Source organism: Klebsiella oxytoca NBRC 105695 (genome assembly GCF_001598695.1).
Classification (GTDB): domain Bacteria; phylum Pseudomonadota; class Gammaproteobacteria; order Enterobacterales; family Enterobacteriaceae; genus Klebsiella; species Klebsiella oxytoca.
The window spans coordinates 376,925-397,461 of the sequence record NZ_BCZK01000001.1 but is presented as its reverse complement, the minus strand read 5'-3'; the positions used below and the strand labels follow the sequence as shown (position 1 = coordinate 397,461).

Sequence of the window (20,537 nt, the reverse complement as noted above, 5' to 3'; positions counted from 1 at the left end):
TAAGGAAAATGGGCGTCATGCTTCGACCAGAGTGGCTTACATTAATTCTGCTTTTTACCTCGGGCGCCCACGCCGCTACTGTCCAGAAGACCTTCAAAGTCTCCGCGCAGATAACCGCTGGCTGCGCGCTTGGCGCGGGGGATGGCTCCCAAACGACGGATTTCGGCACCTTGAGTTTTGGCACTCTGTCATCGCTTTATAACAATGTTGATGTCGCCAGTACTTCCGGCGCCGGCTCAATCATCGTGACCTGTACCCCCGGCACCGCTATCTCAATCGCTCTCGACTATGGCGTAAACGGCGGTTCGGCCACCCGGCGCTATATGTCGAACGGCGGCGGCAACACGCTGGCCTATCAGCTTTATCAGGATGCCAACCGCGCTAACGTTTGGGGCAACAGTACGCTGGCCCTGAGCGTTGCATCATTTCCGAGCTCCACGCAAACCTATACGGTTTATGGCCGCCTTTTTGCCACGAATGGCTTCCCGGCGGTGGGCTCCTATACCGACACGGTCACCGTCACGCTGACCTATTAAATCATCACAGGTTAACTATGATTCGCTGTAGATTTGCGCTGTTTACATTCGCTTTATCTCTCCCCTGCTCCGTTATGGCCGCAAGCTCCGTCCTCGTTTGGCCCATCTTCCAGACTATCGAAAGCCACGAAAAGGGGTCAGAGCTGTGGCTGGAAAACCGCGGCGCTAGCCCGGTTAATTTACAGCTGCGCGTTTTTTCCTGGGACCAAAAAGGGTCGTCCGATGCCTATGCCGATCAGCGTGACGTCGTCGCCAGCCCACCTTTTACCACCGTCGCGCCCGGCCAGCGTCAGCTGGTACGGTTGATGCGCATCGCCCCCGTCACGGCTGGCAAAGAACAATCCTACCGTATTGTTATCGATGAGATTCCTGCCGCTGAACCGACGGCGCAGAAGGAACAGAATTCCGCCGGACTGAAAATGCGCATGCGCTATGTCCTGCCGTTGTTTACCTACGGACAGGGCATCAACCCGCTGAAGAACAATGGATCCGTGGAAGCGGTAAGAACCACGCTGCGCTGGTCGCTCTCGCGGCAAAATAGCCGCCAGACGCTGTGCATCGACAATACCGGCAATCAGCATGCCCGGCTCAGCGCGGTTTACTGGGCCAATGCCGGTGGCAAGGGCCAGATAGCTCAGGCCAATGGCCTGCTCGGCTACGTGCTGGCGCAGAAAAAGAGCTGTTTCCCGCTGGTAGGAAACGCTTCAGTCCCCTCAGGCATGCACCTGTTCGCGAAATTAACGGATAACGGCCAGGCGGTGGAAATTCCGGCGGATCGTTGATAATGCGCGATCTGAAAAGGGCAGCGACCGGAGGGCTGTTGGCACTAGCGTCGGTAACGGCCTGCGCTGCGACCTATGATTCGTTGCCTGCGCCAGCAGCTTCATACAGCGATAAGCAGGAGTATGAGCTGTATCTCAGCGTATCGGTCAACGGGAATCTCCTGGCGAGCGCCGCTCCGGTAAAGGTTATTGCGGGTCGCTATTGGATCGCCGCCGAGGTTTTGCGCCAGGCGCATATTCCCTTACAGACCCAAGATGCGCTGGTTGACGTGACGACGATCCCCTCGGTTAAAGTGGAATACGATCGGCCGGGGCAAATGCTCAATCTCCGGGTGCCGGACAATTGGCTTCCCGAGCAGCGCATCGGGGAGACGACGGGACAAAACTACCAGGCCGCGATAAGCAGTCCCGGCATGTTATTTAACTATGACGCTTACAGCCTCTTCTCGTCCGGCGGAACGCAAACCACCAGCACCTATACCGAGACGCGCCTCTTCGGGCCGCCAGGCGTTCTTTCTAACAATGCCGTCATCCGGCAAAACTGGTCTTCGACGGGCTACGAGCAGCAGGGCTTTATGCGTTACGACACCCTGTGGAAATACAGCGACAGCGAACAGATGATTAGCTACCAGGCCGGGGATGTGGTCAGTAACGCCCTGACCTGGAGCAGTTCAGTACGTATGGGAGGACTCCGGCTGAGCCGTAACTTCAGCGTTCGCCCGGATCTGGTGACGTATCCGCTGCTCAATTTATCCGGCAGCGCGGCGGTTCCTTCAAGCGTCGATCTGTTTATTAACGGCTATAAAACCAGCTCCGCGCAAATCAATGGTGGCCCCTATACGCTGACCAACGTTCCCTGGATCAGCGGCGCCGGCGAAGCTACCGTGGTGACCACCGATGCCCTCGGTCGTCAGGTGTCCACCAGCATTCCTTTTTATGTCTCCAACACCCTGCTACGCGAAGGCCTGAGTGATTTTGATTTCACCCTTGGGGCCCTGCGCAACAACTACGGTATCAAGAGTGCCGATTATGGCGCCGGCGCGCTGAGCGCAATTTATCGCTATGGAGTCAACAACTGGCTCACGCTGTCGACGCATACGGAAGACCGCAAAGGATTAACCAATGCCGGAATAGGCAGCGATATCGGCGTGGGGAACCTGGGCACCCTCAGCCTGTCGACCAGCGCCAGCCGGGGCGACGGCAGCGGCAATCAACTCACCGCCGGATACTCTTATTACGCCAGCAGCTGGGGAGTGAACTATCAGCATATTCGCCGCAGCGCCGACTACAACAACCTCAGCACCTACGGTTCTGTCGCCGCATTAAGCCGTCAGTCAGATCAGGCGACGCTGAGCCTGAGCCCATGGGACAGAGCGCTCGGATCTTTCAGCATTGGCTATTTTGATATCAAAGCCGAGGATAATTCACATACCCGGCTCATGAACCTCTCCTGGAGCCGCAGCCTGTGGCAAAGCAGCAGCCTCAACCTGAGCGTAAACCGCGATCTGCAGGACAATAGCTACGCCAGCATGTTGCAAATCATTATCCCTTTCGATTCGCAAAGCTCCGTGCAGCTAAGCGGTCAACGATCCAGCTCAGGCCAATGGGGGGAAAATATCAACGTTAGTCGCTCTGCCCCGGCGGAAGGCGGGCTGGGCTGGAACCTCGCCCATTCGATCGGCGGCAATAACTATAGTCAGGCGGATCTGACCTGGATTAATCGCGTGTCCACGCTGAGCGGTGGCTATTACGGGTCGCGTGACGATCATCACAGCTGGTTTGAGGCCGCAGGCTCGGTCGTGCTGATGGATAACAGTCTGTTTTTCGCCCGGCAAATTAACGACGCCTTTATCGTCGTTTCTACCGGCAACTATCCAAACATTGCGGTGAATTATGAAAACCGCAAAGTCGGCGTGACCGATAAAAATGGTCATCTGCTGATCCCCTGGGCTTCGGCCTGGTATCCGGGAAAGGTCACCCTCGATACGCTGCCGTTGCCCACGGATACCGAAGCCGTCACGGTGGAAAAACGCATCGCCGTACGCGAAGGCAGCGGCGCGCTGGTTGATTTCCCGGTTAACCGCGTGCGCTCGGCAACGCTCATCTTCGTCGATGCTCAGGGACAACCGCTACCGGTCGGTACGCCGGTGGAGGAAGTTAATAGTCAACAGCGCGCCCTGGTGGGCTACGACGGCGTGGTCTGGTTCTCGCACCTCGGGCGCATTAACGAAGTCAAAATAAATGCCGGAGAGCTTCGATGCAGCATCCCGTTCGAGCTTCCGGAGACCACGCCGGTTCCGCAGCGGATAGGCCCGGTCAGCTGTCCCTCTTCATAGCGGAGATAAGATTGAAAAATATTATCCGGGTATTCGTGATGCTTTTAGCGCTTGGGCAAGCCAGCAACGCGCTGGCCGCCTGCAGCATCAAAACCAGTGCGCCAGCGATCGGCCCTGTCGATTCCTTTACGCTCTACAGCGCGCCTCAGGGCGTGATGGCGGGCGCGGGGTTTTACTGCACCCCGGAACTGGTGGCGCTGAACTCGACCAACACGCTAAGCGCTACCCTGGCGTCGGCTAACCAGAGCAACAGAGTGCCCCGGCTGCTTAACGGCGCCGGCGATGCCATCCCTTACAGCATCTGTTCTGACGCATCCTGCTCGCCGGCGTATCAGGATGGCGGCGTAATAAGCTGGTCCAGGACAACGCTGCTTGAGCTGCTGGGGCTATTTAACTCGAGCGATGGCACCATGCCGCTCTACTTCAGAACCACCCCGGGAGCCAACGTGCCCGCCGGAACCTATAGCGATGTCTTAACCATTACCTGGGTGTATCGTTTTTGCTACGTCGGGCTCGATCTACTGGGCATTAAGATATGTATTCCGAATAACGGCACCCTGGTCTCTACGGTCAACGTATCGGTGAGGGTGACCAATTTTTGCTATATCGACAGCGCGCCGGACGTCGAGTTTGCCCCTGCCGCCCTCCCGTCCGGTTTTAGTTCCTACAGCGGCCAGCTTGCCATTCGCTGCACAAAAAACGCGGCCTACACCGTCAATCTCGCCAGTACTAACGCCAGCGTCGGCGACTGGCGGCAGATGAGCCAGCCCATCGCTAACCAACCGACTGCCTTTTTGCAGTATCAATTTTACCAGCCCAACGGCAGCGCCTGGACGGAAAATAACAATCTCAGCGTGACCGGCTCCGGCGCCGCGCAATCTGCAAGCTACACCCTGAAGATTAACCCGAACCAGAGCAACCAACCTGCGGGAACCTACAGCGATACCGTCCTGGTGACGGTGAGCTATTAAAAGGTTAGCAGGCGATTTTTTTGTAAAAGAAATGTTTAGGAAATTATTGTTGTGGTATAAGAAAAAAGCCCCGAAAAAAGCTGCTGGGGTTTTTAGAAGGGAATCTGCGATTGCTGAAAAAAAGATAAAAAAAGACCGAACACGATTCCTGTATTCGGTCCAGGGAAATGGCTCTTGGGAGAGAGCCGTGCGCTAAAAGTTGGCATTAATGCAGGCTAAGTCGCCTTGCCTTATAAGAATAGTTTACCGTGTCAGGTTTTCCAGTCCGTGACAAAAGGGAACCAATAATTCCTCTCAGGATTGCGTATGCCTACAAAAAACCGCCGCTCCCGGAATGGGGAGATGGCGGTTATTTTTATGTAAAAACAGTAGGATGAAAATATCGATCAGCAGAGTTTCTGCGCGCGCTCAATAAATGGCGCAAGGCTCATTTTTTGTCCCGGCTGCTGCGGATCGTCAATCTGGATCACAGAAATCGGCTGCGCGTTGGTCTTACCGTCTTTCATCTGCTGCTCGGCGATGTCGTTTAACGGGTACTGCACCAGCGTGCTCGGATTGATGGCAAACAGCGCGTTGCCCGGACGGCAGGTCAGCATCACCTCTTCCCGATTAAACGCCCAGCTCTCCTTACCCACTTCAAAGCGGCTCACGGTAATCACCTGCGGCGCCGCCAGCGCAGCGCCAGAACTTGCCAATAACAACATTGTCAGAACGATTTTTTTCATGATTTAACCAGTTTATTCAGAAAGGTTCCCAGGTGGCAAACAGGCTGACGGCAAATAGCGCCAGCGCCCCCAGCGCAATTTCTATCTGCGTGGTCCGCACGATAAGCTGCTCCGCTCGCGTTCCGCCTGCCGACATGCGTGGCACCAGAACATACCGGTTCACCAGCGCAATTACCACCATTGCCGCCACCAGCGCACATTTGAGCAACAGCATACGCCCCCAGGGCGAGGCGCTGATGAACCCGCCCTGGATCAACAGCGCATTCACTGCGCCGCTGGCGATAGCGCCAGCAACCGCCAGATGCCCGTAGCGTGAAAAACGCATCATGGTGGCAATCGCCGCCTGCCGCCAGCGACCGTGCGCCAGGCGAAGACAGTAGATAAACGGCAGCAGACCGCCAACCCAGCTGGCAACACAGAACAGATGAATAGCATGGTTGGTCCGCTGCACTATCCCCAGCCAGCCGTCGTTCATCGCGGCATGACCGACGCCGGCCAACAGCAGCAGCTGTGCGCAAAACAGGACCAGCAGCAAACGTCCCGATCGTCGGGGCTTCAGCCAGACCACCGCCAGCGCCACAAGGGCGAGTAAAATCTGCCATATCCACACGCTACCGAACTGCGTTCCGGCAACCGCCTGCCAGATAGCCGGCTGCCAGACGTCCGGCCAGCCGCTGCCCATCAGCCCACCCTGCGCCATCAGCATCAGCAGCGCCGACAGCGTGCTCGCCAGCAATAAATGGCGCATTAGCGGGTAGAAACGCTGCATCATTAAGCGGCGCAAGGTTACCGGCGCCCACCATGTCCCATAGAGGACACAGCCGAAAGCGACGATCAGCGAGATAAAATGGATAAAGCGTAAGCTGACATAGACTCCACTCAGCATCGGCTTACTTCACGGTAAAGGTGTATTGTCCTTTCGTCTTATGGCCATCAACGGAGACCACGTGCCAGTCAACGGTATATTCGCCCGGCGTCAGCGCCTGCTCAACCGGTACCGTCAGCTCGGCCTTATTGCTGTCGCTGCGGACAGGTTTACCCAGGGTGATGGTCTTCTGCTGCGGCCCGGTGAGGGTCACGCCGCTAAACTGCGTTTCGATGCCTTCAGAGAAGTTGAGGGTCAGCGCCTGGGGTGAAGCCGCCACCACCGCGCCAGCGGCCGGAAGCTGCTGTTGCAAATGGGCGTGGGCGAATGCGCCTGCTGCGCTGAGGCAACCGGCGAGAAACAGAGACAGACGCAGCGCGCGTCCGGCGATGATTGGCATAGTTGTCATTCCTTTTTGTTATGTATGTAGCACAGAGAATAACCCTGTATAATGGCGCAGTCGAGCTAAGCGTCTGAGACTTGCCTTTTTGCCGCGTGCTTAGTACTTTTTGCGGCGTTATCAGAGGAGAAACCGATGGAAAAGAACCTGGCTAAACTATCCCAGGAGGAGATGGACAAAGTGAATGTCGATCTCGCCGCGGCGGGCGTTGCGTTTAAAGAACGCTACAATATGCCGGTGGTTGCCGATTTAGTCGAAAGAGAACAGCCCGAACATCTGCGCGGCTGGTTTCGCGAACGTCTGATTGCCCATCGACTGGCCTCCGTTTCGCTCTCTCGCCTGCCCTATGAACCGAAACAGAAATAATTCCCGTCCCCTGTGGACATCCGAGTTGGCAAGACCCGCGTGTTGCATTACGCTGGTTTCTTTGGCCTGGAGCGAGCCATGCTGCGCGTAATCGATACAGAAACCTGCGGATTGCAGGGAGGCATTGTTGAAATCGCCTCGGTTGATATTGTCGACGGACAAATTACCAATCCCATGAGCCATCTGGTTCGCCCCGACCGCCCCATCAGTCCGCAGGCGATGGCGATTCACCGTATCACCGAAGAGATGGTCGCCGATAAGCCGTGGATCGAGGAGATTGTGCCGCTGTATATGGGCAGTCCGTGGTATGTCGCCCATAACGCCAGCTTTGACCGTCGGGTGTTGCCAGAGATGCAGGGCGAGTGGATCTGCACGATGAAGCTGGCGCGCCGCCTGTGGCCAGGCATCAAGTACAGCAATATGGGGCTATATAAGTCGCGCAAGCTCAGCGTCACGACGCCACCGGGACTGCATCATCACCGGGCGCTTTATGATTGCTATATCACCGCCGCCCTGCTGCTCGATATTATCAACACCTCCGGCTGGACGCCTGAGGAAATGGCGACCATTACCGGCCGCCCGGCGCTACTATCCACCTTTACCTTCGGCAAATACCGCGGCAAGCCGGTTTCCGAGGTTGCGGAAAACGATCCCGGCTATTTACGCTGGCTGTTTAATAACCTGGAGCGCATGAGCCCCGAGCTGCGCCTGACGCTGAAGCACTATCTCGGGGAGTAACCGGCGCTATACCTCCGCCTGGCCCGGCAGCGTCCCCTGCGCCAGGCCAATCAGAAACGCAAACTCCAGCGCCACGCCTTCATAGCTTTTGAAGCGTCCGGATTTACCGCCGTGGCCGGAATCCATATCGGTACAGAGCAGCAGCAGGTTATCATCCGTTTTTAGCTCGCGCAGTTTTGCCACCCATTTTGCCGGCTCCCAGTATTGAACCTGCGAATCATGCAGGCCCGTGGTAACCAGCAGATGCGGATACGCCTGAGCCTGCACGCCGTCGTACGGGCTGTAGCTTTTCATATAGCGGTAATACTCTTCATCCTGCGGATTCCCCCACTCCTCAAACTCACCGGTGGTTAGCGGAATCGACTCATCGAGCATGGTGGTGAGGACATCGACAAAGGGAACCTGGGCTACCACGCCGTGGAAAAGCTCCGGCCGCTGGTTCACAGCCACGCCCATCAGCATGCCGCCGGCGCTGCCGCCCATGCCGTAGCAAAAGCGCGGATCGCCATAGCCCTGCGCCAGCAGCGCATCGCAGACGTCGAGATAATCGTTGAAGGTGTTCTTCTTGCACAAAAACTTTCCGTCTTCATACCACTGCTGGCCCAGTTCGCCGCCGCCGCGAATATGGGCGATAGCGAACACAAAACCGCGGTCGAGCAAGCTCAGGCGGCTGGCGCTGAAATCCGCATCCATGCTTGCGCCATAGGAGCCGTAGCCGTACACCAGCAGTGGACTGGCGCCTTTACGGAAATGTTCATGACGGTAGACCAGCGAGACCGGGACTTCGACGCCGTCGCGGGCTTTAATCCACAAATGCTCGCTGCGATAATGGCTGGCATCAAACCCTTTGACTTCCTGCTGTTTTAGTACCCGCCGCTCGCCGGTATTCATATCCAGTTCAAATAGCGTATCCGGCGTCGTCATGGAGGAGTAGCCGTAGCGCAGACGAGCGGTTTCCGGCTCTGGATTATAGGCAAGCCAGGTCACATAGGCCGGATCGTCAAAGGCAATGCCCTGGGACTCTCTTGTTTTACGATTGATCTGCCGCAGGCTGGTCAGCCCCCGCTGGCGCTCTTCCACAACCAGCCAGTCGGTAAACAGAGTAAATCCTTCCAGCATCACTTCCTGACGCGGCGCGATCAGGGTCTCCCACTGCTGCTCATCGCGCAGGGTAGTGCGATAAAGGCCGAAGTTTTTCCCTTCACGGTTGGATCGCAGATAAAAAGCGTGCTGATAGTGATCGAGGCTATATTCATGGTCTTTGCGCCGCGGTAGAAAACAGACCGGCTCGGCGTCGGTCATTTCCGCGTTAAGCAGCAGCACTTCGCTGGTGGTCGCGCTGGCCAGATAAATCACCACAAACTGCTGGGAAGTCGTCTTGTGTACGCTGACGTAAAATGTATCGTCCTGCTCTTCATACACCAGAACATCCGCACTGGCCGGTGTGCCCAGGCGATGGCGCCAGACCTGATACGGCAGCAGCGTGGTAGGATGCTTACGCACGTACCACAGGGTCTGCGAATCATTACTCCAGGCAAAATCAGGCGAGACGTTCTCAAGAACTTCCGCAAATTCATCGCCATCGTTTAAAGGGTAGAAGCGCAGGCTATATTGCCGGCGGGAGAGATAGTCTTCCGCCACCGCCATCATGTTGTTGTCAGGAGAAACCCCTAACCCCCCGAGGGTGTAGAATTCGCTGCCGGCCGCGCGCTGGTTACCGTCAAGCAGGACCTCCCATTCATCCCACTCTTCTTTTACGACCGGCTGGCGTTGATAAATCGCATACTCGCAGCCAGGCTCATAGACCTGACGGTAACGATAGCCATTTTTGCTATAGGGGGCCGACACTTCGCGCTGCGGAATACGGTCGATAATCTCCTTGAGTACCCTGTCCTGCAGGCTACTTTGCGAAGACATCACTTTTTTACCGTACTCATTTTCCTGGCGCAGATAATCAAGCACTTCCGGCTGTGCGCGATCGTCATCGCGCAGCCAGTAGTAATTATCGATTCGCGTGTCGCCATGTAATGTCATGGCATGGGGGATCCGTTTCGCTTTTGGTGGCATCTGCTTATTCTTCTGCGGCTTGTATTGAGTACTAAAATTTTCAGGCTGCTCACAGCAGCCTGAAGGGTGACGTGACTACACAATATATAAGGGTGGCAAAAGTCGCCAGCGATGCAAGCGAAACGTGCGGATTTAGAGCGTTACGGCCTGTTTTTGCGCCTGGATATCCCGTTCGATATCTTCACGCACTTCCTGCGGGAGCTTCAGCGCTTCGCCGAGGGCGTTCAGATAGCTGCGTTCCATAAAGTGGTCAATATCAATGACCGCGCAGCTGATATAGTAAACTTCCAGCGCCTCTTGCTCGCTGCTGATACCCTGCGCCAGGCTCTGCGGGTCGAGGGGCTGCGCCAGCGCCTGGTCAATTAACACACGCCCCTGCACGTCAACGTTCGCCGCGCGCAGCTGCGCTTCAATATTTGCCCGCTCGCGTTCGTCAATATGCCCATCGCTTTTAGCAGCGAAAACCAGCGCCATAATCAGCCTTTCGCTGCGGGCATCAAGTTCGGCTGGCGCGGAGGACGCCGCAGTTGCGGGCGTGGGCGCCGCCGATGTCTGCTGCCCGCTGGTACGCAATTTCTGCTGATATTTATTCCACAATACGCTGCCTGCAACCGCGCCGCCGCCGACCAGCAGCGCACCGGTGCCGTATTTGGCTAACAGCTTGCGCGATGATTTGCTGGCAACCAGCAGCCCGGCCAGGCCGCCAAGCGCGCCCGGCAGCAGGAAGTCTTTGCCGTGTGACCGATCGTCAGATGAAGAAGATTGCCCTTGCTGACCCAGCAAAGACTGCAGTTGATTAAGCCAGTTAGCCATACATTTCCTCGTTGCGCGATAAGCGATACCACCAGCCTAAACGACGCGGCGTCAGGAAACGTTATCGTCAGCTAAAGATGAGCAAATGTCGCGCCGGGCGCGCGGCGCGGGAGCCAACCGCCAGAACGAGTGTCGGCGGCAGCATGGCTCAGGCGGCTTTCGCTTTGCGCGGCCTGGCCGGTGCCGAGGCTGCCGATTCGACGACCTCTTCGGGTTTGTCACCCTCTTCTGCTTCTTCTGCGCGCGCGGCTGGCGCATCGGCGCTGCCCTCAGCTTCCGGCAGCTTACCGGAACGCAGAATATGGTTGAGGGTGTCTTTGCGCTCGGCAAGCCACATCGCCATGCTATCGCGCTGCTCTTCATCGAGCGTAAGCGGGCACTCAACCAGCCAGCCGTTCAGTACTTCCGCCAGATCGAGCATTTTGTCGTAAGCATCGGCCTCTTTTTTGCTGGCAAAAGACATTTTTTCCTCACCTTCACGAATCACTACATATTTAATTTCAACCGCCATGATGCAGCCTCTCAGTACTGTGTTTTTATACAGTATATCAAATTTCTTCCGCGAACTCAAATGATGCACATAAAGACATGCGCAAACGTTTTCGTTTATAATGCGGCGCATGTTTTTTTACTGCGGAAGAGAGTTATGACTGTATTAGGTACGGCGCTGCGCCCTGCGGCAACAAAGGTTATGCTGTTAGGTTCCGGCGAGCTGGGTAAAGAAGTGGCCATCGAATGCCAGCGCCTGGGAATTGAGACCATCGCCGTCGATCGTTACCCTGATGCGCCGGCCATGCAGGTCGCGCACCGCTCACACGTCATTAATATGCTGCACGGCGAAGCCTTACAAGCGCTGATTGAGCAGGAAAAGCCTGACTTTATCGTGCCGGAAATCGAGGCCATCGCCACCGATACCCTGGTGGCGCTGGAACAGGCCGGGCAAAAAGTCGTCCCTACCGCGCGCGCGGCGAAGCTCACCATGAACCGTGAAGGGATCCGCCGCCTGGCCGCTGAGGAACTGAAGCTGCCGACCTCCGCCTACCGTTTTGCCGACAGCGAATCCGCCTTCCGCGAGGCCGTCGCCGAGACAGGACTGCCGTGCATCGTCAAGCCGGTAATGAGCTCATCGGGAAAGGGCCAGAGCTTTATTCGTACCCACGAACAGCTGGCTGAGGCCTGGCAGTATGCGCAGCAGGGCGGCCGTGCCGGGGCCGGTCGCGTTATCGTTGAAGGCGTGGTGAATTTTGATTTTGAAATTACCCTTCTCACCGTCAGCGCCGTGGACGGCGTGCACTTCTGCGCGCCGGTCGGCCACCGCCAGGAAGATGGCGACTATCGTGAATCCTGGCAGCCGCAGCAGATGAGCGCGCTGGCGCAGGAACGCGCGCAGGACATCGCCCGTCAGGTGGTGCTGGCGCTGGGCGGTTACGGCCTGTTCGGCGTTGAGCTATTCGTCTGCGGCGATGAGGTGATTTTTAGCGAAGTCTCGCCGCGCCCGCACGATACCGGTATGGTCACACTGATTTCGCAGGATTTATCCGAGTTCGCCCTGCACGTCCGCGCCTTTCTCGGCCTGCCGATTGGCGCGATTCGCCAGTACGGCCCGGCGGCCTCTGCGGTCATTCTGCCGCAGATGAGCAGCCAGAACGTCACCTTCAGCAACCTCCAGGCAGCGGTCGGCGCGGGTCTGCAGCTGCGTCTGTTCGGTAAGCCGGAAATTGACGGCTCACGTCGCCTGGGCGTAACGCTGGCGATAGCCGATAACGTCGAAGAAGCGGTTGCGCGGGCTAAAGCGGCGGCTTCAGCGGTCGTCGTCGAAGGATAAAAAAAGCCCGGTCGCATGGACTGCAGACCGGGCCTCGGGTAAGCGCGCGAAGATTACTTCGCGCCTTCTACCGCTTCACGAGCCAGTTTGGTGATACGGTCGTAATCACCGGCTTCCAGCGCATCCGCCGGAACCAGCCAGGAACCGCCGATGCACAGTACGCTGTTCAGCGCCAGATAATCGCGATAGTTTGCCGGAGAGATGCCGCCAGTCGGGCAGAAACGAATGTGCGCGAACGGACCACCAATCGCCTGCAGCGCTTTCACGCCGCCGTTCGCTTCAGCCGGGAAGAATTTGAACTCTTTCAGGCCATACTGCATACCCAGCATCAGCTCGGATACGGTGCTGATCCCCGGGATCAGCGGAATGGTGCCTTCACCGGTCGCCGCTTTCAGCAGAGATTCGGTCAGGCCCGGGCTGATAGCAAACTGCGCGCCCGCTTCGGTCACTTCTTTCAACTGCTCAACGTTGGTGACGGTCCCGGCACCGACGATCGCTTCCGGGACTTCTTTGGCGATTGCGCGGATAGCGTCCATCGCACACTCGGTACGCAGGGTGACTTCCAGTACGCGTACGCCGCCTGCAACCAGCGCTTTCGCCATTGGCACAGCGTGTTCCAGCTTTTTCACCACGATTACCGGTACAACCGGGCCGGAGGTGAGGATTGCTTCTGCAGTTGTTTTCCAGTTTTTCATCAGATTTTCTCTCGCCAGATCTATAAATCGAATCGTCTTAAAAATTGATGCAGGTTGCGCCCTGTTCAGCTCCGGAGAGTTTCTCACGCAGCGCACCGAACATTTCCCGGCCGGTTCCCACACGCGAACCGCTCAGGTCAGGAATATGGGGCTGACGCGCGGCCAGCTCAGCGTCATCGACCATCAGCGTTAGCTCGCCCGTCTGACCATTGACGCGGATGATATCGCCATCGCGTACCTTCGCCAGCAGGCCACCATCGTACGCCTCAGGCGTCACGTGGATTGCCGATGGTACTTTGCCTGACGCGCCGGAGAGTCGACCATCGGTCACCAGCGCGATTTTGAAACGGCGGTCCAATAATACACCAAGTGGCGGCATAAGTTTATGTAATTCTGGCATGCCGTTCGCTTTTGGCCCCTGATGGCGGACGACAACTACGCAATCTTTGTCGAGCAGGCCCGCTTCAAAGGCAGGCAGCACATCATGCTGGCTCTCGAAGACGACCGCCGGGGCTTCTATAATCTGGTTTTCAACCGGCACGGCGGAGGTTTTCATGACCGCGCGGCCGAGATTGCCGCTCAGGACTTTGGTGCCGCCGTGGCGAGAGAACGGTTTGTCAAAGGTGGCGATAACCTGTTCGTCCAGCGGAGCGGTCGCCCCTTCGCGCCAGTCAAGTTCGCCGTTATTAAGCCAGGGCTCCAGGGTGTAGCGAGAGAGGCCGAAGCCGGCCACGGTGTGAACATCTTCATGCAGCAGTCCGCCTTTCAGCAGTTCGCGAACCAGCACCGGTACCCCGCCAGCCGCCTGGAAGTGGTTAATATCCGCCGGGCCGTTCGGGTAGAGACGCGCCAGCAGCGGCACCACGTCAGAGAGATCGGAGAAATCATCCCAATTGATGATGATCCCCGCCGCCCGCGCCATGGCCACCAGGTGCATGGTGTGGTTGGTGGAGCCGCCGGTTGCCAGCAGCGCGACAATCCCGTTAACCACCACTTTTTCATCAAACATTTTGCCCAGCGGCATCCACTCATTACCGTTGCCGGTCAGACGAGTCACCTGGCGGGCGGCGGCGGCGGTCAGCGCTTCGCGCAGCGGCGCATCGGGATGCACGAATGACGATCCGGGCAGCTGCATCCCCATAAACTCAACCACCATCTGGTTGGTATTGGCGGTGCCGTAGAAGGTGCAGGTGCCAGGCGCATGGTAAGACGCAGCTTCGGACTCCAGCAGCGCCATACGATCCACTTTGCCTTCCGCATACAGCTGGCGAATGCGCACTTTTTCTTTATTTGCCAGGCCACTGGCCATCGGACCGGAAGGAATAAAGATAGACGGCAGATGGCCGAAGGATAGCGCAGCCATCGCCAGGCCGGGAACAATTTTATCGCAGACCCCGAGATAGAGCGCGCCGTCAAACATGTTGTGCGACAGACCAATCGCCGCGGACATGGCAATCACTTCGCGGCTGAGCAGCGACAGCTCCATTCCGTCCTGTCCCTGCGTAACGCCATCACACATCGCCGGAACGCCCCCTGCGACCTGGCCTACCGCGTTCGCGGAGTGCAGCGCTTTGCGAATAATCTCCGGATAGCGCTCATAGGGCTGGTGGGCGGAAAGCATATCGTTGTAGGAGGTGATGATAGCGATGTTATTGCGCAGCATGCTTTTCAACGAGGCTTTGTCATCCGCCTGGCAGGCGGCGAAACCGTGGGCCAGGTTACCGCATGCCAGCTGGGCGCGATGAACGGTGTCAGTTTTGGCCTGGTTAATCCGCGCGAGGTAGGCTTCGCGGGTAGCGCGCGAACGTTCGATGATGCGATTTGTTACCCGTAACATTTCAGAATTCATAAAGGCTCCTCAAATTTCATCTGTCCGGCCGCAGCGCTTTAGCGGTACTTTTTGGGACTCAAGGCACAAGTACTGGGGCTCAGGGGCAAAATATCTGCAGCCAGTGTAATAAAAAAAGCCCCGGGGGTGAATCCTCCGGGGCTTAAAAGATTAAAAATTACGCGACTTGCTGCGTCAGATCATGTTACCGGTAAAATAACCCTGACGGAGGAGCTGGCGATTACTCAAATTCATTCCACGAACGACCATCGCGGGTGATCATCGCCACGGAGGCAACCGGCCCCCAGGTGCCCGCCTGATAAGGTTTCGGCGAATCGCGATCGGCAGCCCAGGCTTCGGTGATAGAATCGACCCACTTCCACGCCTCTTCCACTTCGTCGCGACGGACGAACAGCGCCTGGATACCGCGCATGGTCTCCAGCAGCAGACGCTCATAGGCATCCGCCAGATGGGTTTGATTAAAGGTTTCTGAGTAGCTCAGATCCAGCTTGGTGATTTGCAGATTGTGCTTATGGTCAAGGCCAGGAACTTTATTAAGTACCTGAATATCCACCCCTTCATCCGGCTGCAGACGAATGGTCAGCTTATTCTGCGGCAGCTCTTGCCAGGTCTCTTTGAACAGGTTGAGTTCCGGCGTTTTAAAGTACACCACAACTTCAGAACACTTGGTCGGCAGACGTTTACCGGTGCGCAGGTAGAACGGTACGCCCGCCCAGCGCCAGTTGTCGATATCGACGCGGATGGCCACGAAAGTTTCCGTATGGCTGGATTTATTCGCCCCCTCTTCTTCGAGGTAGCCAGGCACTTTTTTGCCCTGCGCGAAGCCGGCGGTGTACTGACCACGCACCGTTTTTTCACGCACGTTGGTGCGGTCGATGCGGCGCAGAGATTTCAGCACCTTCACTTTTTCATCGCGGATGCTGTCGGCGCTCAGATCCGACGGCGGGGACATGGCGATCATGCACAGGATCTGCAGCAGGTGGTTCTGGATCATGTCGCGCATCTGCCCGGCCTGATCGAAGTAGCCCCAGCGACCTTCAATGCCTACCTCTTCCGCTACGGTGATCTCAACGTGATCGATGGTGCGGCTATCCCAGTTATTGACGAACAGCGAGTTAGCAAAGCGCAGCGCCAGCAGGTTCAGCACCGTCTCTTTACCCAGATAATGGTCGATGCGATAGACCTGGCACTCCTCGAAGAACTCGCCCACCCGATCGTTAATCTCGCGGGACGTTTCAAGCGAGGTACCCAGCGGTTTTTCCATCACCACGCGGGCCGGCTTGGCGTTCAGCTTCGCTTCGCCCAGGCCTTTACAAATCGCGCCGAAGGTACTTGGCGGCATGGCGAAATAGTTGATCGTCACCCGCTCTTTCTGATCGAGCATTTTGCCCAGACGAGTAAACGCTTTGGTATCGTTGACATCCAGGTTACAAAAATCCAGACGCCCGCTCAGGGTCTCCCACAAACCTTCATCAATTTTCTCCTTCATGAAGGTTTCCATCGCTTCACGCACTACCTTGGTGTAAGCGTCTTTATCCCAGTCGGCACGCCCGACGCCGATGATGCGGGTATCAGGGTGGATCTGGCCAGCTTTTTCAAGCTGATACAGGGAAGGCAGCAATTTACGTCGCGCCAGGTCACCCTTCGCGCCGAAAATGACCAGATCGCATGCCTGGGCCGTTTGCGTTACCGCCATGTCATTCTCCTTAGTTGATAGCCCGGTGCTTATGCCAGGCTATAGTTGTATTTGTAATTTTCTTTCACTGCATCGTACTGTGTTTACGAATTTCCCGAAACCCTCCGCTCCCGTTCCCGCGGCTAAATCGCACAGGGAGGAAAATATGGGCTGAGTTTTTGGGCATGCGGCTAGTATTGTTCGTTGTTTCGACCGATTATCAGTTAGTAAAATACGACTCTGATCATGTAATGAAAAAAAACAACATATTTTAAAGTCATTCCTCACCGTTTCCGACTACGGAGGGGTATATTCTTGCTAAAACGCCTGATGATTTCACCCATTAATGAAATCGTTTCCATTGATGAGCGCCTGATTACCCATGAATATGCTGGAAAAAATCCAGTCCCGACTGGAACACCTTAGCAAATCTGAACGCAAAGTGGCGGAAGTCATTCTTGCAACCCCCGCGCAGGCCATTCATTCAAGTATTGCTGCCCTGGCGCTGGAAGCCGGCGTCAGCGAGCCTACGGTCAACCGTTTCTGCCGCAGTCTGGAAACCCGCGGTTTCCCGGATTTCAAACTGCATCTGGCGCAAAGCCTGGCGCACGGTACCCTCTATGTTAACCGCAACGTCGATGAAGACGACAGCGTTGAGTCCTATACGGGTAAGATATTTGAATCGGCTATGGCCAGTTTAGATCAGGTCCATCATTCTCTCGATATGTCGGCGATCAACCGGGCAGTGGACCTTCTCACTCAGGCCAAGAAAATCGCCTTCTTCGGCCTGGGCTCATCGGCAGCCGTCGCCCACGATGCGATGAACAAATTTTTCCGCTTTAATGTGCCGGTGATTTATTCCGACGACATCGTCCTGCAACGCATGAGCTGTATGAACTGTAATGACGATGACGTGGTGGTGATTATTTCGCATACCGGCAGGACCAAAAGCCTGGTAGAGCTGGCGCAGCTGGCGCGCGAAAATGATGCGATGGTGATCGCCATTACTTCGCCGGGCACCCCGCTTTCCCGCGAGTCGACGCTGGCCATTACGCTGGATGTCCCGGAAGATACCGATATCTATATGCCAATGGTTTCCCGCTTAGCGCAGCTGACGGTGATTGACGTACTGGCAACCGGCTTTACCCTTCGTCGGGGAGCGAAATTCAGAGATAACTTGAAGAGGGTCAAGGAAGCGCTGAAGGAATCGCGCTTTGATAAAGAGCTCAGCTTACACAGTAATGACCAATAAAAGTAGAAACAAAGCAGTATCCTATTACAACGTCGGTAATGTTCCGGTATAGCGACTTTGCTCGCTGGCGCTACCGAATCCATGTTCACGCAACACCAAAGTTGTTTCAGTCAACGGAGTATTACATGTCCAGAAGGCTTCGCAGAACCAAAATCGTTACCACCTTAGGCCCGGCTACCGATCGCGATAACAACCTTGAAAAGGTTATCGCCGCAGGCGCTAACGTGGTACGTATGAACTTCTCTCACGGCACCGCGGAAGATCACCAGCTCCGTGCGGATAAAGTCCGTGAGATTGCGGCAAAACTGGGCCGTCATGTCGCTATTCTCGGTGACCTTCAGGGGCCGAAAATTCGCGTCTCTACCTTCAAAGAAGGCAAAATTTTCCTCAATATCGGTGATAAATTCCTGCTCGACGCGAACCTGGGTAAAGGCGAAGGCGATAAAGAAAAAGTCGGCATCGATTATAAAGGCCTGCCGGCTGACGTGGTTCCTGGCGATATCCTGCTGCTGGACGACGGGCGCGTGCAGCTGAAAGTCCTGGAAGTTCAGGGCATGAAAGTGTTCACCGAAGTCACCGTCGGCGGACCATTGTCTAACAACAAAGGTATCAACAAGCTGGGTGGTGGCCTCTCTGCCGAAGCGCTGACTGAAAAAGACAAAGCAGACATCATCACCGCCGCCAAAATCGGCGTCGACTATCTGGCCGTCTCCTTCCCGCGCTGCGGCGAAGACCTGAACTACGCGCGTCGTCTGGCGCGCGATGCGGGCTGCGATGCAAAAATCGTGGCCAAAGTAGAGCGTGCGGAAGCGGTATGCGATCAGGACGCGATGGATGACGTGATCCTGGCTTCCGACGTTGTCATGGTAGCCCGCGGCGACCTCGGCGTAGAAATTGGCGACCCGGAGCTGGTCGGCATCCAGAAAGCATTAATCCGCCGCGCTCGTCAGCTCAACCGCTCGGTCATTACCGCGACGCAGATGATGGAGTCGATGATCACCAACCCGATGCCAACCCGCGCGGAAGTGATGGACGTGGCGAACGCCGTGCTGGATGGTACCGACGCCGTCATGCTGTCTGCAGAAACCGCCGCGGGCCAGTATCCGTCTGAGACCGTTGCCGCGATGGCGCGCGTTTGCCTGGGCGCGGAAAAAATCCCCAGCCTCAACGTCTCCAAACACCGTCTGGACGTTCAGTTCGATAATGTTGAAGAAGCCATTGCGATGTCGGCTATGTACGCGGCGAACCACCTCAAGGGCGTCACCGCTATCATTACCATGACGGAATCCGGGCGTACCGCGCTGATGACTTCCCGTATCAGCTCCGGCCTGCCGATTTTCGCGCTGTCTCGCCACGAGCGTACGCTGAACCTGACTGCGCTGTATCGCGGTGTGACTCCGGTTTATTTCGATAGCGCAAGCGACGGCGTCGCCGCCGCGCACGATGCGGTAACGCTGCTGCGTGATAAAGGCTATCTGGTGACCGGTGACCTGGTTATCGTCACTCAGGGCGACGTAATGAGCACCATCGGCAGCACCAATACCACCCGTATTCTGACCGTCGAGTAATTTGCTGCGCCATAAAAAAACCTGCCGGCAGTTGTCGGCAGGTTTTTTTTTGCCCGCAGCGTCTACGCGGACTATTTCTTTTTCGGATACAGCTCTTTGCGCTTGTACGGTTCGATTTCGCCGGGTTTGCGCGTTTTGAGTAGTTTAAGGATCCACGTATACTGCTCGGTATGCGGCTTAACGAAAATCTCTACCTCTTCATTCATCCGTCGGGCAATGGTATTGTCGTCCGCTTCCAGCAGATCGTCCATCGGCGGGCGCACCAGCACCGTCAGGCGATGCGTTTCGCCATCGTAAACCGGGAACAGCGGGACAACCCGGGCGCGACATACTTTCATTAAACGACCAATTGCCGGGAGCGTCGCCTTGTAGGTGGCAAAGAAATCAACAAATTCACTGTGTTCGGCCCCGTGATCCTGATCCGGCAGATAGTAGCCCCAGTATCCCTGACGTACCGACTGAATGAAGGGTTTGATGCCGTCGTTGCGCGCGTGCATACGACCGCCGAAACGACGACGCACGGTATTCCAGACGTAATCGAATACCGGGTTGCCCTGGTTATGAAACATCGCCGCCATTTTTTGCCCGCCGGACGCCATCAGCATCGCCGGGATGTCCACTCCCCAGGCATGAGGAACCAGGAAGATCACTTTCTCGTTGTTGCGCTGCATCTCATCAATAATTTCTTTGCCCTGCCAGTCGACGCGGGAAAGAATCCGCTGCGGATCGCGTAGGCCTAACTCGGCCATCATCACCATCGCCTGCGGCGCGGAGGCATACATGGCATCAATTATTTCTTCACGTTCCTGCTCGCTTTTTTCCGGAAAGCAGTACAGCAGGTTAATTTGCGCCCGGCGGCGCGAACTCTTTGCCAGACGACCAACAAAACGCCCCAGTTTACCCAGGATCGGATCGCGGAAAGACGCGGGCGTCAGGGCAATGGCGCCGAAGGCAAAAACGCCGAACCACGCGCCCCAGTAGCGCGGCAGTAAAAAGGATTTTTCAAATTTTGGAATAAACTCAATATTATTTTTTTTCGTTTCCATGCCCAATCCGCAGAATTTCCGCTCAGTA

19 protein-coding genes are annotated in these 20,537 nt (G+C 56.4%); 9 read left to right on the top strand and 10 right to left on the bottom strand.

What is annotated here, in order from left to right:
* Positions 1 to 17 precede the first annotated feature (17 nt).
* The 4 genes from KO1_RS01735 to KO1_RS01720 are packed head-to-tail and all read left to right on the top strand — an operon-like array spanning position 18 to position 4,625.
* Entirely contained in the window at positions 18 to 536 is a 519-nt protein-coding gene (locus KO1_RS01735; RefSeq protein ID WP_032692328.1) for a Csu type fimbrial protein, read from the top strand.
* 17 nt (positions 537 to 553) lie between these two features.
* Positions 554 to 1,318, top strand: coding sequence for a fimbrial biogenesis chaperone (locus KO1_RS01730; RefSeq protein ID WP_004103339.1), 765 nt, complete (start codon positions 554 to 556; stop codon positions 1,316 to 1,318).
* Between the two features lie 2 nt (positions 1,319 to 1,320).
* Positions 1,321 to 3,654, top strand: coding sequence for a fimbria/pilus outer membrane usher protein (locus KO1_RS01725; protein ID WP_047720986.1), 2,334 nt, complete (start codon positions 1,321 to 1,323; stop codon positions 3,652 to 3,654).
* An 11-nt stretch (positions 3,655 to 3,665) separates the two neighbouring features.
* Positions 3,666 to 4,625, top strand: a complete 960-nt coding sequence (locus KO1_RS01720) for a Csu type fimbrial protein (protein ID WP_004113762.1) — start codon at positions 3,666 to 3,668, stop codon at positions 4,623 to 4,625.
* A gap of 386 nt (positions 4,626 to 5,011) precedes the next feature.
* Here KO1_RS01720 and KO1_RS01715 read toward each other — a convergent pair whose 3' ends face one another.
* The 3 genes from KO1_RS01715 to yobA are packed head-to-tail and all read right to left on the bottom strand — an operon-like array spanning position 5,012 to position 6,615.
* Positions 5,012 to 5,350 (bottom strand): YebY family protein, encoded by a 339-nt coding sequence (locus tag KO1_RS01715; RefSeq protein WP_004103344.1) that lies wholly within the window; start codon positions 5,348 to 5,350, stop codon positions 5,012 to 5,014.
* Positions 5,351 to 5,366: 16 nt separating this feature from the next.
* Positions 5,367 to 6,236: a copper homeostasis membrane protein CopD gene (gene copD / locus KO1_RS01710; RefSeq protein WP_047720985.1), complete on the bottom strand. Its 870-nt coding sequence runs from the start codon at positions 6,234 to 6,236 to the stop codon at positions 5,367 to 5,369.
* A 4-nt stretch (positions 6,237 to 6,240) separates the two neighbouring features.
* Positions 6,241 to 6,615, bottom strand: coding sequence for a CopC domain-containing protein YobA (gene yobA, locus KO1_RS01705; protein ID WP_016808306.1), 375 nt, complete (start codon positions 6,613 to 6,615; stop codon positions 6,241 to 6,243).
* 135 nt (positions 6,616 to 6,750) lie between these two features.
* On the opposite strand from yobA, the gene KO1_RS01700 reads away from it, so the two are divergent.
* Positions 6,751 to 6,981 (top strand): DNA polymerase III subunit theta, encoded by a 231-nt coding sequence (locus KO1_RS01700; RefSeq protein ID WP_004103351.1) that lies wholly within the window; start codon positions 6,751 to 6,753, stop codon positions 6,979 to 6,981.
* 78 nt (positions 6,982 to 7,059) lie between these two features.
* Entirely contained in the window at positions 7,060 to 7,719 is a 660-nt protein-coding gene (exoX, locus tag KO1_RS01695; protein ID WP_004103360.1) for an exodeoxyribonuclease X, read from the top strand.
* 6 nt (positions 7,720 to 7,725) lie between these two features.
* Here the strand turns inward: exoX and ptrB are convergent, their stop codons facing one another.
* The 3 genes from ptrB to KO1_RS01680 form a co-directional block, all read right to left on the bottom strand.
* Positions 7,726 to 9,786: an oligopeptidase B gene (ptrB, locus tag KO1_RS01690; RefSeq protein WP_016808307.1), complete on the bottom strand. Its 2,061-nt coding sequence runs from the start codon at positions 9,784 to 9,786 to the stop codon at positions 7,726 to 7,728.
* A gap of 132 nt (positions 9,787 to 9,918) precedes the next feature.
* Positions 9,919 to 10,599 (bottom strand): tellurite resistance TerB family protein, encoded by a 681-nt coding sequence (locus KO1_RS01685; protein ID WP_004103363.1) that lies wholly within the window; start codon positions 10,597 to 10,599, stop codon positions 9,919 to 9,921.
* A 148-nt stretch (positions 10,600 to 10,747) separates the two neighbouring features.
* Positions 10,748 to 11,110 (bottom strand): YebG family protein, encoded by a 363-nt coding sequence (locus KO1_RS01680; RefSeq protein ID WP_004103364.1) that lies wholly within the window; start codon positions 11,108 to 11,110, stop codon positions 10,748 to 10,750.
* 135 nt (positions 11,111 to 11,245) lie between these two features.
* On the opposite strand from KO1_RS01680, the gene purT reads away from it, so the two are divergent.
* The gene (gene purT / locus KO1_RS01675) at positions 11,246 to 12,424 is read left to right on the top strand and encodes a formate-dependent phosphoribosylglycinamide formyltransferase (protein WP_004103366.1); all 1,179 of its coding nucleotides are present in this window, start codon (positions 11,246 to 11,248) and stop codon (positions 12,422 to 12,424) included.
* A gap of 53 nt (positions 12,425 to 12,477) precedes the next feature.
* Here the strand turns inward: purT and KO1_RS01670 are convergent, their stop codons facing one another.
* From KO1_RS01670 to zwf, 3 genes are all read right to left on the bottom strand, one after another.
* Positions 12,478 to 13,119 (bottom strand): bifunctional 4-hydroxy-2-oxoglutarate aldolase/2-dehydro-3-deoxy-phosphogluconate aldolase, encoded by a 642-nt coding sequence (locus tag KO1_RS01670; RefSeq protein WP_004103368.1) that lies wholly within the window; start codon positions 13,117 to 13,119, stop codon positions 12,478 to 12,480.
* A 37-nt stretch (positions 13,120 to 13,156) separates the two neighbouring features.
* Positions 13,157 to 14,968, bottom strand: a complete 1,812-nt coding sequence (edd, locus tag KO1_RS01665; protein ID WP_004103369.1) for a phosphogluconate dehydratase — start codon at positions 14,966 to 14,968, stop codon at positions 13,157 to 13,159.
* A gap of 220 nt (positions 14,969 to 15,188) precedes the next feature.
* Complete coding sequence (gene zwf, locus KO1_RS01660; RefSeq protein WP_004103371.1) at positions 15,189 to 16,664, bottom strand: glucose-6-phosphate dehydrogenase; 1,476 nt, start codon at positions 16,662 to 16,664, stop codon at positions 15,189 to 15,191.
* A gap of 361 nt (positions 16,665 to 17,025) precedes the next feature.
* Between zwf and KO1_RS01655 the strand changes: the two genes are divergently transcribed.
* Together KO1_RS01655 and pyk are read left to right on the top strand one after the other, a co-directional pair.
* Positions 17,026 to 17,895 carry a MurR/RpiR family transcriptional regulator gene (locus KO1_RS01655; RefSeq protein ID WP_004103378.1) on the top strand — a complete coding sequence of 290 codons (870 nt, stop codon included), beginning with the start codon at positions 17,026 to 17,028 and terminating at the stop codon, positions 17,893 to 17,895.
* 125 nt (positions 17,896 to 18,020) lie between these two features.
* Positions 18,021 to 19,463, top strand: coding sequence for a pyruvate kinase (gene pyk, locus KO1_RS01650; RefSeq protein ID WP_004103379.1), 1,443 nt, complete (start codon positions 18,021 to 18,023; stop codon positions 19,461 to 19,463).
* 71 nt (positions 19,464 to 19,534) lie between these two features.
* Here the strand turns inward: pyk and lpxM are convergent, their stop codons facing one another.
* Entirely contained in the window at positions 19,535 to 20,509 is a 975-nt protein-coding gene (lpxM, locus tag KO1_RS01645; RefSeq protein WP_004103380.1) for a lauroyl-Kdo(2)-lipid IV(A) myristoyltransferase, read from the bottom strand.
* Positions 20,510 to 20,537 lie beyond the last annotated feature (28 nt).

Bases quoted from the DNA above. Each gene is read 5' to 3' on its own strand.
- KO1_RS01735 (WP_032692328.1), top strand. From the start codon at position 18: ATGCTTCGACCAGAGTGGCTTACATTAATTCTGCTTTTTACCTCGGGC.
- KO1_RS01730 (WP_004103339.1), top strand. From the start codon at position 554: ATGATTCGCTGTAGATTTGCGCTGTTTACATTCGCTTTATCTCTCCCC.
- KO1_RS01725 (WP_047720986.1), top strand. From the start codon at position 1,321: ATGCGCGATCTGAAAAGGGCAGCGACCGGAGGGCTGTTGGCACTAGCG.
- KO1_RS01715 (WP_004103344.1), bottom strand. From the start codon at position 5,350: ATGAAAAAAATCGTTCTGACAATGTTGTTATTGGCAAGTTCTGGCGCT.
- copD (WP_047720985.1), bottom strand. From the start codon at position 6,236: ATGCTGAGTGGAGTCTATGTCAGCTTACGCTTTATCCATTTTATCTCG.
- yobA (WP_016808306.1), bottom strand. From the start codon at position 6,615: ATGCCAATCATCGCCGGACGCGCGCTGCGTCTGTCTCTGTTTCTCGCC.
- KO1_RS01700 (WP_004103351.1), top strand. From the start codon at position 6,751: ATGGAAAAGAACCTGGCTAAACTATCCCAGGAGGAGATGGACAAAGTG.
- exoX (WP_004103360.1), top strand. From the start codon at position 7,060: ATGCTGCGCGTAATCGATACAGAAACCTGCGGATTGCAGGGAGGCATT.
- ptrB (WP_016808307.1), bottom strand. From the start codon at position 9,786: ATGCCACCAAAAGCGAAACGGATCCCCCATGCCATGACATTACATGGC.
- KO1_RS01685 (WP_004103363.1), bottom strand. From the start codon at position 10,599: ATGGCTAACTGGCTTAATCAACTGCAGTCTTTGCTGGGTCAGCAAGGG.
- KO1_RS01680 (WP_004103364.1), bottom strand. From the start codon at position 11,110: ATGGCGGTTGAAATTAAATATGTAGTGATTCGTGAAGGTGAGGAAAAA.
- purT (WP_004103366.1), top strand. From the start codon at position 11,246: ATGACTGTATTAGGTACGGCGCTGCGCCCTGCGGCAACAAAGGTTATG.
- KO1_RS01670 (WP_004103368.1), bottom strand. From the start codon at position 13,119: ATGAAAAACTGGAAAACAACTGCAGAAGCAATCCTCACCTCCGGCCCG.
- edd (WP_004103369.1), bottom strand. From the start codon at position 14,968: ATGAATTCTGAAATGTTACGGGTAACAAATCGCATCATCGAACGTTCG.
- zwf (WP_004103371.1), bottom strand. From the start codon at position 16,664: ATGGCGGTAACGCAAACGGCCCAGGCATGCGATCTGGTCATTTTCGGC.
- KO1_RS01655 (WP_004103378.1), top strand. From the start codon at position 17,026: ATGAATATGCTGGAAAAAATCCAGTCCCGACTGGAACACCTTAGCAAA.
- pyk (WP_004103379.1), top strand. From the start codon at position 18,021: ATGTCCAGAAGGCTTCGCAGAACCAAAATCGTTACCACCTTAGGCCCG.
- lpxM (WP_004103380.1), bottom strand. From the start codon at position 20,509: ATGGAAACGAAAAAAAATAATATTGAGTTTATTCCAAAATTTGAAAAA.